Source organism: Brevundimonas terrae (assembly GCF_011761985.1).
Lineage (GTDB): Bacteria > Pseudomonadota > Alphaproteobacteria > Caulobacterales > Caulobacteraceae > Brevundimonas > Brevundimonas terrae.
Genome location: NZ_JAASQT010000001.1, coordinates 459,045 through 472,989, shown reverse-complemented (window position 1 = coordinate 472,989; position 13,945 = coordinate 459,045). Strand labels below are relative to the sequence as shown.

The 13,945-nt window shown below is 63.5% G+C and carries 12 protein-coding genes; 3 read left to right on the top strand and 9 right to left on the bottom strand.

From position 1 onward, the window contains the following. The first annotated feature begins 94 nt into the window (after window positions 1-94). Window positions 95-877, top strand: coding sequence for a MipA/OmpV family protein (locus FHS64_RS02290; protein WP_167175040.1), 783 nt, complete (start codon window positions 95-97; stop codon window positions 875-877). A 72-nt stretch (window positions 878-949) separates the two neighbouring features. Here FHS64_RS02290 and hisC read toward each other — a convergent pair whose 3' ends face one another. The 5 genes from hisC to FHS64_RS02265 are packed head-to-tail and all read right to left on the bottom strand — an operon-like array spanning window position 950 to window position 7,191. Further along, window positions 950-2,050: a histidinol-phosphate transaminase gene (gene hisC, locus FHS64_RS02285; RefSeq protein ID WP_167175038.1), complete on the bottom strand. Its 1,101-nt coding sequence runs from the start codon at window positions 2,048-2,050 to the stop codon at window positions 950-952. A gap of 18 nt (window positions 2,051-2,068) precedes the next feature. Then, the gene (locus FHS64_RS02280; protein WP_167175035.1) at window positions 2,069-2,749 is read right to left on the bottom strand and encodes a hypothetical protein; all 681 of its coding nucleotides are present in this window, start codon (window positions 2,747-2,749) and stop codon (window positions 2,069-2,071) included. Next, window positions 2,749-3,894 (bottom strand): DUF2125 domain-containing protein, encoded by a 1,146-nt coding sequence (locus tag FHS64_RS02275; protein ID WP_243862673.1) that lies wholly within the window; start codon window positions 3,892-3,894, stop codon window positions 2,749-2,751. Before FHS64_RS02275 ends, FHS64_RS02280 begins: the two co-directional genes overlap by 1 nt. Continuing rightward, window positions 3,873-4,346 (bottom strand): Cys-tRNA(Pro) deacylase, encoded by a 474-nt coding sequence (ybaK, locus tag FHS64_RS02270; RefSeq protein WP_167175032.1) that lies wholly within the window; start codon window positions 4,344-4,346, stop codon window positions 3,873-3,875. The genes FHS64_RS02275 and ybaK overlap by 22 nt, the downstream gene beginning before the upstream one ends. Window position 4,347: 1 nt before the next feature. Beyond that, on the bottom strand, window positions 4,348-7,191 hold the full coding sequence (locus tag FHS64_RS02265) for an ATP-dependent DNA helicase (RefSeq protein WP_341771055.1): 2,844 nt from the start codon (window positions 7,189-7,191) through the stop codon (window positions 4,348-4,350). 161 nt (window positions 7,192-7,352) lie between these two features. Between FHS64_RS02265 and FHS64_RS02260 the strand changes: the two genes are divergently transcribed. After that, the gene (locus FHS64_RS02260; RefSeq protein WP_341771054.1) at window positions 7,353-8,345 is read left to right on the top strand and encodes an alpha/beta fold hydrolase; all 993 of its coding nucleotides are present in this window, start codon (window positions 7,353-7,355) and stop codon (window positions 8,343-8,345) included. On the opposite strand, the gene FHS64_RS02255 is transcribed toward FHS64_RS02260, so the two are convergent. The 4 genes from FHS64_RS02255 to fsa all read right to left on the bottom strand — a co-directional run bounded on the left by FHS64_RS02255 (window position 8,342) and on the right by fsa (window position 11,715). Next, a complete protein-coding gene (locus FHS64_RS02255; protein ID WP_167175026.1) occupies window positions 8,342-9,325 on the bottom strand; it encodes a retroviral-like aspartic protease family protein in 984 nt (327 codons plus the stop codon). The genes FHS64_RS02260 and FHS64_RS02255 overlap by 4 nt on opposite strands. A 67-nt stretch (window positions 9,326-9,392) precedes the next feature. Next, window positions 9,393-10,325, bottom strand: a complete 933-nt coding sequence (locus tag FHS64_RS02250) for a tyrosine recombinase XerC (RefSeq protein ID WP_167175023.1) — start codon at window positions 10,323-10,325, stop codon at window positions 9,393-9,395. Further along, entirely contained in the window at window positions 10,304-10,990 is a 687-nt protein-coding gene (locus tag FHS64_RS02245; protein WP_243862672.1) for a DUF484 family protein, read from the bottom strand. The genes FHS64_RS02250 and FHS64_RS02245 overlap by 22 nt, the downstream gene beginning before the upstream one ends. A 71-nt stretch (window positions 10,991-11,061) precedes the next feature. Continuing rightward, window positions 11,062-11,715 (bottom strand): fructose-6-phosphate aldolase, encoded by a 654-nt coding sequence (fsa, locus tag FHS64_RS02240; protein WP_167175020.1) that lies wholly within the window; start codon window positions 11,713-11,715, stop codon window positions 11,062-11,064. A 30-nt stretch (window positions 11,716-11,745) separates the two neighbouring features. On the opposite strand from fsa, the gene FHS64_RS02235 reads away from it, so the two are divergent. Next, window positions 11,746-13,908 carry a primosomal protein N' gene (locus FHS64_RS02235; protein ID WP_167175017.1) on the top strand — a complete coding sequence of 721 codons (2,163 nt, stop codon included), beginning with the start codon at window positions 11,746-11,748 and terminating at the stop codon, window positions 13,906-13,908. Window positions 13,909-13,945: the final 37 nt, after the last annotated feature.

Below are 13,945 nucleotides of genomic sequence, written 5' to 3'. Positions count from 1 at the left end.
TCGGGGCATGTTGAAGCCTTAAAATTCGTCTTTGCACTGAAGCTGCTGCCCATGGCGCGAAAGCGTTGTGGCGTTTTCCGAACAGGAGCTTCATGTGTCGCGTAATCTGGCTGTGCTCGTATTCTCGGCTGTATCGCTTTTGGCCGGACAGGCCCTTGCTCAATCCCAGCCCTATGAACAGGTCGAGGATGCCAAGACCTGGAAGGTCGATGTCGGCGGCGGTTTCGTGCGCGGCTTCAGCGCCACGGGTGACGACAGCAAGGATGTGAACTGGACCTTCTGGGGTTCGGCTTCCTACAAGGACGTCGTCTATGCCAACGGGCTGGACGGGATCGGCTGGAACGCCATTAAACGCGACGACTTCCGCGCCGGTGTACAACTGCGTCCGCGCTTTTCGGCAGGCGACCTCGAAGGGTTCGACAATCGCCCCGAACTGGGAGCCGATGCCACCCTTTATGCGTTCAAGCGCCTGCCGGGCAATGTGGTCGTGGGCGGGCGTGTCTCGCAGGACGTGACGGGCGATGATGCGGGTATGACCTGGAATGCCCAGATCGGGCACCAGCGTATTACGCGGGTCGGACTGCTACAGGTTATGGCCTATGGCCGCGGCGGGGATTCTGACCGGCTGAACCGCTATTTCGGTGTGACCGCCGACGAGGCCGTATCCAGCGGATACCGTCAGTTTGAAAGTGATGGCGGCTTGTCCGCGCTAGGGGCGTCGGCGGTGCTGGCGGTGCCGATCGGCACGCGCTACGGCGTCGGTGCCTTTGTGAACTACGAAGAATATATGGGTGATACCCGTAACAGCCCGCTGTTGGACGAACCGCATATCTGGCGTGCCGGTATTATTGGTGTGGCCCGCTTTAACGGGATGTAGGCCAACGCAGAAATGACAAAGGCCGCGCCCCGAAAGGAGCGCGGCCTTTGTGTTTTATGGCAGTATGCGTTTTTAGCGGGCTGCAAACTCGCTGAGCGCATCGGCGACGGCGCGGTTCTGGTCCGGCGTGCCGATGGTGATCCGCAGCCCTTGCGGCAGGCCATACCCACCGACGCCGCGCACGATGATACCCTTCTGGTTCAGATACTCGCTGGCGGCATTGGCCTCGGCAGGGTCTTTGAACATCACCAGAATGAAGTTGCCGACCGATGGCAGCACATCATAGCCAAAGCCCTTGATGGCCTGTGTCAGGCGCGGGCGCCATTCCAGCACCAGATCACGCGAGGCCTTCTGGTGGTCCTCATCCCCCAGAGCGGCGATGGCGGCGGCAAGACCGGGCACCGAGACATTGAACGGCAGGCGGATACGGTCCATCGCCTCGGCCATGGCCTTGGGCATATAGCCATAACCGATACGCAGGCCGCCCAGTCCGTGAAGCTTGGAGAAGGTGCGGGTGACGACAATGTTTTCGGCGGTACGCGCCAGATCAATGGCGCTTTCCCATTCCGGCTCGACGACATATTCCGCATAGGCTTCGTCAATGACCAGAATAATGTGGGCGGGCAGGGCGGCATGCAGACGACGGATTTCCTCGCCGTTGTGCCAGCTTCCGGTCGGGTTCGACGGGTTGGAGAGATAGACAATCTTGGTGCGTTCATCGACCTGCGCCACCAAGTCCTCCACCTCGGCCTTATAGCCGGGCTCGAGGGCCAGCTTGACCTGGGCCTCGCAGCCCAGCGCCGAAATACGATAGGCGAGGAAGGCGTACTCGCCGGTGACGATGTTATCGCCTGCGCTCAGATAGGTCTGGTTCAGCAGGGCGAAAACCTCGTCCGAGCCATTGCCGAAGACCAGCCGGTCTTCCTCGATGCCGTGCAGGTCCGCGACGGCGGTGCGCAGCTTGCCGGCATGGCCGTCCGGATAGATGTGGATCTTGTCCAGCACCGAGGCAAAGGCCTCGCGGGCCTTGGGACCGGCCCCCAGCGGGTTCTCGTTCGAGGACAGCTTCATCGGCTCGGCCACACCGCTCAGAGCGCCCGTTCCGCCGACATAGGGCGCGATATCGAGAATACCCGGTTTGGGGCGCGGGGCGGAGTGACGGACTTCGGTCATGGACGCTTCCTCGATCGTCTAGAATATGGGAGCCGCACCGATGATGCCGCTGAGTTGGCCGGGAGCGCCCTGAAGTCTCCCGTCTTCTGCCTGCACATAACCGCTTAGCACGAACAGCTTCAAGGCACCTGACTGTGCCAAAGTCTCGGCGGCCAGACCATTGGTCGACAGGCTCTGGATGATGGCGGCATCGGTCATCGGGCTGTCGGTCACCCAGAAGGTGCGGTCATCCCCGGTAGGGCCGCTGGTTTCGTTCGAGATCATCAGGCTGCGCGGACGCGCGCGGGCATCATCGGGCAGGGCGGCAATGACCCGTATATCGGGCGTTGCCAGCAGTTTAGCCCACCACGGACGCGTACCGATATCGACCAGCACACGCGCGCCTTTCTGGGCGGCTTCTATGGCCTGTTCCGGTTCGGCCAACGGGCGGGCAAACGGTCCCCATCGGTCGGCGGCCAACAGTTGCGAAACGCCGCCACAGGCCATGACCTGTCGACCGAGGCCTGCCTCCATCCGCCCCAGAACCGCCCGTACCGCCGATCTTTGCGTCGGGTGCATATCTTTCAGGATGTGGCGCAGGGCCAGAGCATCAGCATCGGGGCGCGCCCGCGCACCCGCCGCCTGACGTTCCATGACGGCCTTGGCGATGGCCTGATCCAGCGACAGGCGGTGGGGGTCTTCGGACGGGGCTTCAAGCATCAGAACAACTGCGGTGCCGGAGCCAGCGCGAACGGGCCAAGATAGGTGCGGCCCTTGCGGAACATGACGCTCAGTTCGACCTTTTGCTCGCCTTCTTCCTCGGCCCCTTGCGGGGTGCTGGCAGCCGCGCGGGCCGCTGCGGCGCGGTCGGCGGGGGTGCCCTGATGGCTGCCCGCCAGTCCAACCAGAGCGGCCAGAGGTTTCTCGGCCTTGAACGTGACCTCGCCCTCAAGCTGGCCCTTGTCATTGGCCGTCAGCAGCGGGCTGGTCAAAAGGGCATGGGTTTCGCCCGCCTTCATCTCGCCCTTGATGTCGGTGAAGCGCCCACCGGCGGCGGTCCATGCCGACAGCAGACCCGCAGCCGTCGCAGGCTGGCGAAGCGCGGAGGCCTTTTCGACAACGGCTTCTACCTGCAAGGTCAGTTGGTCATTCTGGGTAAAACCTTGAACCGGACCACCCTCGCGACCCTTGGCCTCGATCAGGCGCACCAGAATATCGACATCGTCACCGGCCTCGGTACGGGCGGTAATGTGCGGGCGCATATAGAGCTGGATCAGCGCGGCATCGGCCAGCGGGAAGGGCGCGGCCCCTTCTGCGGCGGTGAAGCGCGGTTTGACGGCCTCGAAGGCGACATTGGGCCAGCGCTGGCGAAGACCGGACAGGCTCATGCGGATGGCTTCGGCCTGTACCTGTGTCTCGCCCTTTTCGGCACGGATCAGCGTCACGCCGTTCGATGCACCAACCACCCAGCGCAGCGGATTATAGCTATTGGCCTCGGCAATGATTTCGGGTGCGCGCAGACCGTGGCCCGACGGAGCCAGAACATGCAGATCGTGCAGGCCGATGCGCGTATGTAACGGCCAGCCACGCGTGGAAACCTTGCTGTACTCGATGCTCCAGCCCGCTTTTTCCAGCCGCTCCAGACGGCTGTGAAGCTCGCTCTTGACCTCATGGGCCAGCCAGAACCACCAGACGGTCCAGATCGCCAGAATGATGCCGAAAATAATAAAGGGCACATACAGGGCGCGGCGGCTGTGGCGCGGTGCAGGCTCGGAAACTGTCGAAGATTGCGTGGTCATGGGGCGCTTATAGATCAGCCATTTGCGAACGTCTTGTGTCGAGATCAGGCGGTAATGTCGGACCATGTGGCATTGGCCGCCAGCCGCGCCCCGTCGGGTGACAGGCCTAGCAACAGACCTCTCTGCCCACCATTGATCAGGATGGTGTCGAACAGTTGTGCGGTTTCGTCGATGACGGTGGGCACGGCCTTGCGTTGGCCAAAGGGGCTGACCCCGCCGACCTTGTATCCGGTCAGGCGTTCGGCATCGGCGGGCTTCATCATCTGGGCGGATTTTCCTCCCAGACATGCGGCCAACTTCTTCATGCTGACCTCACAGTCGGACGGCAGAACCACACAGGCGGGTTTGTCATCCACCAGAACCATCAGGCTCTTGAAGACCTGTTCGGGCGCTATGCCCAGGGCCTCGGCGGCCTGAAGCCCGACACGCGGTGCATCGGGATCATAGTCATAGGGATGCAGTTCGAAACCGACGCCGGCCTTGGACAGGGCCAGAGTAGCTGGGGTGGTCTTGGCCATACTATTCGACCTTCAGGAATTCGCGGGTCAGATCGACAGCGTCGGCCAGCCCCATTCGCATGACTTCTGTGCCCTCGGGCAGGGCCGAGAACAGCCGCGTCGGACAGGCCGCATCCAGCATCACAAACACACCCTTGTCATCGGCACGGCGGATCAGGCGGCCAAAGGCCTGCGCGATACGGCCTCTGGCGAGGGCATCGTCATAGGAGCGACCGCCATGGCCGGTGCCGAAACGCTCGCGCCGTGCCTTGTGCAAGAGGTCGGGGCGCGGCCACGGCACGCGGTCAAAGGCCAGAATTCTCAGCGAGCGACCTGGAACGTCCACCCCGTCGCGCACCGCATCGGTGCCCAGCAGGCAGGAATCGTTTTCGGCCCTGAACACATCGACCAGAGCGCCGACCTCTAAGGGATCGACGTGCTGGGCATAGAGCGGGATGCCCGCACGGGCCAGTTCCGGCCCCAACCGCTCATAAACGGACTTCAGACGCCGGATAGCGGTGAACAGGCCTACGCCGCCGCCGCCCGCCGCCAGAAACAGTTCGCGCATGGCCGCCGCCGTCTGGCGCGGATCGTCCTTGGTCAGGTCGTTGACCACAATGATGCGGCTGTGATTGGCATAGTCGAACGGGCTTTCGACCTTCAGGGTGCGGGCCGGTTCAATCAGTCGTGCAGCACCCGAGCGCATGCGCGCCATATCGAACGGATCACTGGCCGACGGATCTGACAAGGTGGCACTGGTCACCAGCACGCCGTGGGACGGCATGATGACCGCCGCTTCCAGCGGAATGGTCGGGTCGATCCAGTGACGGCGCAGGGCGACATCGTGGATGCGACCGAATGCAGCCTCGGCCGACAGCCAGTCCACATAGTCGGGGTCCGGTTCGCTATCGGCTTCGTCCAGCGCCGACAGCATGGAGCGCCAGCCGGGCAGGGTCATGCGCGCACGGCGATCGAGCCCCCGCAAGGCCCCCTCGATACGGGCACGGGCGGACGGGTCCAGCTCGGAAGCCTCTTCGTCGAGAATATCTTCGAGGTGACGGGCCAGCGCCAATAGCGGCGCTTCGATATCGGCCAAGGCCTTGGCCGCAGCGCGCGCCGTCTCGACAACGGATTCGGTTACGGGGCGAAGGGCGCATTCCAGCCCGAACTCGGTGCCGCCATTTTCAGACGCGCGGGCGCGAAGCTGCTCGAGGGCGGCGGCTAAAAACCGCTCGATCGGCCCGATGGGATTCACTTCACCGGATGCAGGCGCAATACGGCCGGATACACCCTCACCCGGAAGTTGGGCGGCGGCGGCCAGTGCATCGGTCAGGGATTTTCGGGCCGCTTCGTTGTCGGCGCACAGGTCGCCAAGGCGCAGTTCCAGTCCGCGCCCGCGACGCCCGCGCCCTTCGGGACCCCGCACCCAGCGCCGCAACTCGGCGGCTTCCTGTCCTGACAGGCTGGCTGAAAACGCGCTGTCGGCGGCATCGAACAGATGGTGGCCCTCGTCAAAGACGATGCGTTTCAGGGCCGCCGTCTCGCCATCCTGCTTCAGGCCGCGTGCGGTACGAGAGCCATCAAAGGCAGCCTGTGTCATCACCAGAGCATGGTTGGCCACGACCAGATCGGCGCGGCGGCTGGCGCGAATGGTCTTTTCGACAAAGCACAGGCGATAGTGCGGGCAGGCGGCATGGACGCACTCGCCGCGACGATCCACCAGATTGGCGGGGCTGGCCTGATGGGCGGGGGCGACGGCAAACAGGCCCGACAGCCAGCCGGGATAGTCGCCGCCGGTCATGTCGCCATCGCGGCTATGGGCGGCCCAGCGGGTGGCCAGCGCCATGCCGATCAGATCGCCATTCCCCAACTGCGCAGCCTGCACCATGTCCTGAAGGTTCAGCAGGCACAGATAGTTTTCGCGTCCCTTGCGCACGACCGTCTTTCGACGGCGCTCAGCCTCGTCCGGCCACAGAGCCTTGCTCTCGCGATCGATCTGGCGCTGTAGGGCGCGGGTATAGGTGGAAATCCACGCGGCCCCGTGGTTGCGCTCGGCCCACAAGGAGGCAGGGGCCAGATAGCCCATGGTCTTGCCGGTGCCGGTGCCCGCCTCGGCCAGCAACATGCGCGGACGGCCTTCCTCGCTGCGGGGCGAAAAGGCATAGGCGGCTTCGGACGCATAGTCGGACTGGGCCGGACGGGTTTCGTCCAGACCCGAGGCCTGCAACAGTTTTTCCAGCCGGATACGGGCGCTCTCGCTATCGACAGGCGCAGAACCCGCTTCTCCGCGCGGGGCCTCATCCTCCCATTCCGGCAGGCGGGCCCAGACATCCAGACCCGAGCCGCGCGAGGTGCGCTGGCGAATACCGCCCGCTTCGAGTGCATTGATGACGCGCCCGCCCCAGCTCCATCCGGCGCGATCCAGCGTCAGGGCCAGACCATAAGCCTCTTCGCGGTTGGGATAGGCGGGGGCGGCCAGTTCTTTCAAAAGTTCGCCCGCGGCTTCGCGCAGGGCCACGGCTTGCGCCTCGGCCCCCTTGGGCTCGGCGCGACCAAGCGCCAGCGCCAGACCTGTCGGCGAAGGCGCACAGAAACGTGCAGGCCTGACAAAGGCGAACAGTTCCAGTGCATCGAGAATATCGTGTGAGCGTTGTGGAGCTTCCAGCCCTAAACGGCGGGCGGTGATGCTGGCATGGGCGACAATAACCGGTCCGCCCAGTAACAACCCTTCGGCAGCACCGCGCCCGATTTTTCGTGCCCCTTCGTCATCGCATACGGCACCGGCACCCGGCGGTGTCGCCAAGGCGGGTGGCAGGTCGATTTTCAGCTCGACAGCAGTGGAGGAAGAGGTGTTGGCGGTGCTCACCCGCTAAACATAGTCAACCTGCGAGCGAAACGAAAAGGAAACACCTCGCTTAAAGACGGCTAAATTTGTGTAACATTGATATGTTCGCGTTGCCTCGGAGAAATTTATAGCTTTTTGTCCACCTAGAGTTGTCTCTTTTCATGGTGGAGTGCGCGGTGGAAGTGAAAACGGTCAAAACCGAAGAGCTGCCGATACAGATTCGTCGCGCGGGCGAAGGGCCACTGGTTTTGCTGATCCACGGCTTTCCCGACCTGTCACTGGCCTGGCATCACCAGATCGAAGGACTGGCGGCGGCGGGCTATCATGCGGTGGCCCCCGATATGCGCGGCTATGGCGGCACGGGCGGACCGTCACAGGCCGAGGCCTATTCCATATTCTCGATGGTGGGCGATCTGGTCGCGCTGGTCGAGGCGCTGGGATACGAACAGGCCGTGATTGTGGGCCACGACTGGGGTGCAGCCGTTGCGTGGCACTGTGCCCTGCTGCGCCCCGACATGTTCCACGCGGTGATGGGAATGTCGGTGCCGTTCCAGCCACGTCGTAAACAAGGCCCGCCAACGACGGTGATGAACTATCTGGCGCAAAAGAACGGCGAGGATCAGCTGTATCTGGCGGCCTTTGCGGCCCCTGATGCCCATCTGGCTATGGATGCCGATCCTGAAGCGGCTTTGCGTAAAATGTTCTGGGCCTTTGACGGGGCCACACCGCAGAGCGATCAGGCCACAGGCCGTATTCCGGCAGGGCGCGATATGCTTGATTTGATATCCGATCGCGCGACCTTGCCTGCGTGGATGTCACAGACCCATTTCGAGCAGTATGTCGCGGCTTTTCGCCAGACAGGGTTTGAGCGCGCGGTTCACTGGTATCGCAAAATCGACGCCAACTGGGCGCGCACCCGCTGGCTACAGGGGTGCAAGATTACGGTCCCTGCCGCGTTCTTGGTCGGAGAGCGCGATCCGGTGCGAAACTATGCCGGACATTTCGAGGGCGAGCTTTCCGAATGGCTGACCGATCTGCATGCCGTCACGGTGGTGCCGGGGGCAGGCCACTGGGTGCAGCAGGAAAAGCCCGAGATCGTGACACAGGCCATATTGTCCTTCCTGTGGGGATTGTCGTTGCACGCCTCGCGTCCTGCCCAGCTTTGTCCAGCCTAGGGACGCGGAAGCCTGTGGCGCATGACGTCGCCCAGAGTGACGCGGTTGGTACGGTAATCGATACCGACGCGATCAAACCGGCCCAGTATGTCCGCACCGATCATCAGGGCCGGTCGCGATAACAGGCCCAGCACCCCAAAAATGTGCAGGTCCGCAAACAACAAAGGCGCTTGCGGTATGCGTTTGACCCCCAGTGTGAGCGAGGGGGCAGGGCCTGTATGCACCGGTATGGGCGGGCCACTGACACCAAAGAGGGTCCGCATCTGTGTCTGGTCGGGGCGATAACCAAGGGCTGCGAGCAGGTTCAGATTGGCCACCGAATATTGGGAACCGGTGTCAAGAAAGGCGACGGCCTCGACCGGCCCCACAGTGACGCTCATCAAGAGCAAGCCGTCGCTGCGCTGACTGGGGACGGACGACATAAGGCGCTCAATGCGGGTGGCATTTGTGCTGTCGCCGAAATTGAAACTGACACCGCGTGACTGTGACGGGTTGAGCGTGGCCTGTTGACGCCGGATATCCAACAGCAGGCTGAAGGCCTGAAGGTGGTTGAGACCCAACAAGCCCTCCGCTCCCAACTGGGCAAAGGGAAAAACGGGGGCAATCACATTGTCGAAGCTTTCGCCTTGCAGTTTCAGGCGCGGCAGACGGGCACTGGGCACCAGACTGGAGGTTGTGACGCTGTGGACCAGCACGTCGGGGCCGCGAGACAGACCCATTTCCTCGACCAGACGGTCCGACAGCGACGTGGCCTGTGCGCCTGTATCCAGTACAAACAGACAGACACGGCGCGGCTCCAACTGGACCCGGGCGGCAAGGCGGGTGAACAGATTCAGGGCCAGCGGAATTTCGGGAAGAGCGGAGGCTTCCGACTGGGCGGCAAGGGCGATCCCGTTATGCAGGGCCAGACCCGCAAACCCGCCCATACCGGCCAGACAGGTGCGGCGGCATAGTGCAGTCGGGCCGGAGGGTTCAGGCATGGCGGCGGGCCTCTCCTTGGAGAAATCACCACAGGCTGAACGATGTTATTTAGGGGCGGTTCCCGCCCTAACGGCGCGGATGGGCGGCTTCATAGGCCTTGAGCAGGGCGGCGGCATCGACCTGCGTATATTTCTGCGTGGTTGAGAGGCTGGCATGGCCCAAAAGCTCTTGAATGGAGCGCAGGTCTGCCCCCGCTCCCAGAAGGTGGGTCGCAAAACTGTGACGCAGGGCATGGGGGGTGGCTGAGGCCGGCAGGCCCAGCCGTCCGCGCAGCCGCTGTACGGTGGCCTGAACTTGACGGGGCGATAAGGGCCCGCCGCGTTTGGCTCTGAACAGGGCCTGCTCGGGGGCCAGCGGCCACGGGCAAAGGCGCACATAGTCGTCCACGGCCTCGATTACCTGCGGCAGCACCGGAACAATACGGGTCTTGGCCCCCTTGCCGGTAATTCTCAGGCTTTCACCCAGCGGCGCATCACTGCGTTTCAGCGACAGGCCCTCGGAAATCCGCAGGCCACAGCCATAAAGCAGAGTTAGGACGGCACGATCACGTGCCGCCTCCCATGGCTCCATATCGGGATCGGCGTCGGGTTCCTGCAGCAGGCCCATGGCCTGATCTTCGGTCACAGGGCGCGGCAGGGACGGTTTAACGCGCGGCCCGCGCACCAGCGCCAGTTGCGGCGCATCCACGCCACAGCGACGATCCAGATAGTTATGAAAGCTGCGGATTGCCGCCAGAGTCTGGGCCAGTGAGCGCGCATTCAACGGTTTGTCGCCGCTGCGCCGTTCGGCCAGATGGGCGCGCAGTTCGGCCGCCGAAATGGTGCCCATATCGGACAGCATCAGCGTCTCGCCACGATGGCGTTCCATAAACCCGACATAGAGGCGGCCAATATGGCCATAGGCTTCCAGCGTGCGCTCCGACAGGCGGCGCTCATGGGCCAGATGGCCCAGCCACGCCATCAGCAACTGGTCGGCGTTCAGGCTTCCTGAAGCGGCCATCGTCCGGCCATCCGTTCAAACACGCGCGCGACATAGGCAATCAGTTCGCCACCCATGGCGGGGGTAAAGCCCTCGTCTTCGGTCGAGCCAAAGGCACACAGGGCAGGGCGTGGCTCGTCCTGATCGGGGAAGCGCAGGTTCATTCGCACAAGGGCGACCGATTTGACCTCGCCATCGGCAGGCCCAAAGAGATCAAGGCCGGTAAAGTTCGGACCCAGCCAGTTGCGGCCATCCTCGCCCAGAAGGGCATCGACACGGCCCGGTTCCAGCGCCTTCCAGCCAAACGGGATCGTGCCGGGCTTTTCGATGGCGACAGCGGCACCCGCCAGACCGAATCGGGCCTGTGTGCTCATATCCAACTGGCGCGACAGTTCGATCAGGCCGGTGGCCTCCATCAGGTCCAGAGACGCCACATGGGTCTGGGTCTGGGCGGCAAAATTAGTGCGCGAGATTTCTTCGATCAGGCGGCGGGCGCCCGCTTCGCGCTGGGCATTGGCTTCCATCTTGCTGACGGCGGCGCGGCCAAAATCGACGACATTGGCCTCGCTGATCTTCAGGCCAAGCTGTTCTAGCAGTTCGCGGTCGTCCAGCAGGTGCTGGCCGTGGCTTTCCAGCCATAGCCGAACTTCAGGCCAATGCAGATCGGATTGAAGTTCGGCAGTCATGGCAAGGTTACCTAGCTCGGAGTGATCCATTGATTGAGACACGTTCGGACCGCTCCATATTGGGTCAGGCTTTACAGGATGGACTGGCCGGTCTTGCCCCAGTCCGCAAGAAACGCATCAAGCCCCTTGTCGGTTAACGGGTGCTTTACCAGAGCCTTCAAAACTTCCGGCGGCAGGGTGGCGGCATTGGCACCGGCAATGGCTGCGGCCTCGACATGGGCGGTGTTGCGCAGGCTGGCGGCGAGGATTTCGGTCTGGAAATCCTGCATGTCATAAAGGGCGCGGATTTCTTCGATCAGAAGACTGCCATCGGCACCGTGGTCGTCCAGACGGCCGACAAACGGGGAAATAAAGGTCGCACCGGCCTTGGCGGCCAGCATGGCCTGGGCGACCGAGAAGCACAGGGTCACATTGGTCTTGATGCCACGGTCGCTAAAGGTGCGGGTGGCGCGCAGGCCGTCCCAGGTCAGCGGCAGCTTCACCACCACATTCTTGTGGATCGCGGCCAGCTTTTCGCCTTCCTTGACCATGGTCTCATAGTCGGTGGCGACGGCCTCTGCCGAAATCGGCCCCTCGACGAGGGCGCAAATCTCGGCAATGACCTCGGCAATGTTTCGACCTGATTTGGCAATAAGGGACGGATTGGTGGTAACCCCGTCCACCATACCGGTGGGCAGGATGTCCTTGATGACGTTGACGTCGGCGGTATCGAGGAAGATTTTCATGCCTCAAGTCCTAGCGCGGGTGGAGTATTCGTGAAAGTCGCATCTGTGCTCGTCCCCCTGCCGGTGCAGGAAGCCTTTGACTATGCCGTGCCCGACGGCATGGATTTGTCGCGCGGCGATCAGGTGGATGTGCCGCTGGGGCCGCGTTTCCTGCGCGGGATCGTGTCGGATGTCTTCGAGACGACCGGATCGAACCGCAAGCTGAAATCCATCGAGCGCAAAGCCAGTGATCCGTCCTTGCCGCTGGGGACGGTCGATTTTGTCGAATGGGCGGCGCGCTGGACGCTGAATCCGCCGGGGGAAATGGCCTCGCGGGCCTTGCGCGGCCTTCGCGCGCCGCGCCCCAAGCCTGAACGTCGTGTGCGCCGTATCGGCATGCGCCAGCCCCAGCGAGCGACAACAGCGCGAACGGCGGTGCTGGAGGCCCTGCAGGACCGCAGCATGACGGCGGCAGACCTTGCGCGGGCAGCAACGGTCTCGACCGGCGTGGTCAAGGGATTGGTGGACGAGGGTGTACTGGAAGTTTTCGAGGTCGAGGCCGTGGCCGCATTCGACCGCCCGCGCCCCGACCATGCCCCCGCCGTTCTGAACCCCGATCAGGCGGCCTCGGCCAAGGCGATGGCCGGAGCGGCTATCACGGGCGGCTTTGCGCCCTTCTTGCTGGACGGGATTACCGGCTCGGGCAAGACGGAAACCTATCTGGAAGCGGCCGCTGAGCTTCTGGCGGCAAAGCCGGACGCTCAGGTCCTGATCCTGTTGCCGGAAATCGCCCTGACACAGGCCCTGATCGAGCGAATCACCCGCCGTTTCGGGTCTGCTCCGGCGGAATGGCATTCGGGTGTGACCCCGCCGCGCCGTCGTCAGGTCTGGGAAGCGGTCAGGGCAGGGCGCTGTAATATTGTGGTGGGGGCCCGTTCGGCTTTGTTCCTGCCCTATCCCGATCTGGCGATGATCGTCGTCGATGAAGAGCACGACGGTTCCTACAAGCAGGAAGAGGGCCTTGTTTATCACGGGCGCGATCTGGCTGTGGCGCGGGGGCGCATTGAAGGGGCCACGGTGGTGCTGGCCTCGGCGACGCCGTCGCTGGAGACATTGTGGAATGCCCAGCAGGGGCGGTATCGCTGGCTGAAGCTGCGGACGCGACACGGTGTCGCGGTTCTGCCCGATATTGCGCTGGTGGACCTGCGCCAAAATCCGCCCGATCCGCAAACTTGGCTGTCGCAAACCCTGCGCGAGGAAATCGGGGCCAATCTGGCCAAGGGCGAGCAGAGCCTTCTGTTTCTGAACCGGCGTGGCTATGCACCGGTGGTGCTGTGCCGTGCCTGTGGGCACCGCCTGACCTCGCCCGATACGGATTCATGGCTGGTCGAGCATCGCTATAGCGGGCGACTGGTGTGTCACCTGACCGGCTTTTCCATGCCCAAACCCAAGGCCTGTCCGGCCTGTGGAACCGAAGACACGCTGGTCTCGGTCGGGCCGGGCGTCGAGCGCGTCGAAGAAGAGGTGCGACAGCTTTTCCCCGAAGCCCGCACGGCGGTCTTTTCGTCCGACACTGTACCGGATGCCGAGGCCGCGCGCGCCATGATCACAGCCATGGCCGAGGGCGAGATCGATATTCTGGTGGCCACACAGGCTGCGGCCAAAGGCCACAACTTCCCACGCCTGACACTGGTGGGGGTTGTGGATGCCGATCTTGGCCTGCGCGGTGGTGATCTGCGGGCAGCGGAGCGCACCTATCAACTCTTGGCGCAGGCGACGGGGCGGGCAGGGCGTGCCGACAAGCCGGGGCGGGCCTTCTTGCAGACATGGACGCCCGAACACCCCGTGCTGGAAGCCTTGGCGGCCAATGAACGCGAGGCATTTGTGGCGGCGGAAATGGCCGAGCGCGAACTGGGCAGTCTGCCGCCCTATGGCCGTCTGACGGCGCTGATCCTGTCCAGTGAGAACGCACAGGCGCTGGAAAAAACCGCGCGTGAACTGGCGGCGGCCATTCCCAATGCCGAGCGGCTGGAAGTCTATGGTCCGGCCGATGCGCCTCTGGCGCTGGTGCGCGGTCGCAGGCGTAAACGCTTGCTGGTCAGGGCCGACCGCGACGTGAATATGCAGGCCTTTTTGCGGGCATGGCTGGGGCGGATAAAGATACCGGCCTCGGTACGCCTGACCGTGGATGTAGACCCCTACAGCTTCCTGTAGCGGTCAAGAAAAAGGGCGCTGTGTTTCCACAGCGCCC

Excerpts from the sequence above, each read along its gene's own strand:
- hisC (WP_167175038.1), bottom strand. The coding sequence starts at position 2,050 with ATGACCGAAGTCCGTCACTCCGCCCCGCGCCCCAAACCGGGTATTCTC.
- FHS64_RS02280 (WP_167175035.1), bottom strand. The coding sequence starts at position 2,749 with ATGCTTGAAGCCCCGTCCGAAGACCCCCACCGCCTGTCGCTGGATCAG.
- FHS64_RS02275 (WP_243862673.1), bottom strand. The coding sequence starts at position 3,894 with ATGGTCCGACATTACCGCCTGATCTCGACACAAGACGTTCGCAAATGG.
- ybaK (WP_167175032.1), bottom strand. The coding sequence starts at position 4,346 with ATGGCCAAGACCACCCCAGCTACTCTGGCCCTGTCCAAGGCCGGCGTC.
- FHS64_RS02255 (WP_167175026.1), bottom strand. The coding sequence starts at position 9,325 with ATGCCTGAACCCTCCGGCCCGACTGCACTATGCCGCCGCACCTGTCTG.
- FHS64_RS02250 (WP_167175023.1), bottom strand. The coding sequence starts at position 10,325 with ATGGCCGCTTCAGGAAGCCTGAACGCCGACCAGTTGCTGATGGCGTGG.
- FHS64_RS02245 (WP_243862672.1), bottom strand. The coding sequence starts at position 10,990 with ATGACTGCCGAACTTCAATCCGATCTGCATTGGCCTGAAGTTCGGCTA.
- fsa (WP_167175020.1), bottom strand. The coding sequence starts at position 11,715 with ATGAAAATCTTCCTCGATACCGCCGACGTCAACGTCATCAAGGACATC.